Below are 311 nucleotides of genomic sequence, written 5' to 3'. Positions count from 1 at the left end.
GCCGTATGGTATACTAGCTGTCAAATGAATGGGCTTGGAGGACAACATGAGAATTTTAAAGTACGCGATTTTAGGGCTTTTGCGAAAAGGCGAATTGAGCGGATATGATATATCGAGCTATTTTAAGGAAGAGCTCGGCCAGTTTTGGAGCGCAAAGCACAGCCAGATTTATCCGGAATTAAAAAAACTGACGGCTGAGGGATTTATTACGTTTCGCACTGCGATTCAAGGAACGAAGCTTGAGAAAAAAATGTACACGCTGACTGACAAGGGAGAGCTGGAGCTTGCTGCCTGGCTGACGAAAAAAGACC

General features: G+C 44.7%; 1 protein-coding gene. It reads left to right on the top strand.

Annotated elements, in window-relative coordinates; translation table 11 throughout:
* Nucleotides 1-46: 46 nt before the first annotated feature.
* The coding region (locus SB660_RS19650) for a PadR family transcriptional regulator (RefSeq protein WP_410583937.1) at nt 47-311 on the top strand (265 nt) is incomplete at its 3' end.

The sequence above is a fragment of the Bacillus sp. SIMBA_005 genome (genome assembly GCF_046535585.1).
GTDB lineage: Bacteria > Bacillota > Bacilli > Bacillales > Bacillaceae > Bacillus > Bacillus pumilus.
The sequence above is the reverse complement of the archived record's forward strand: the minus strand, read 5'-3'. Positions and strand labels throughout refer to the sequence as shown.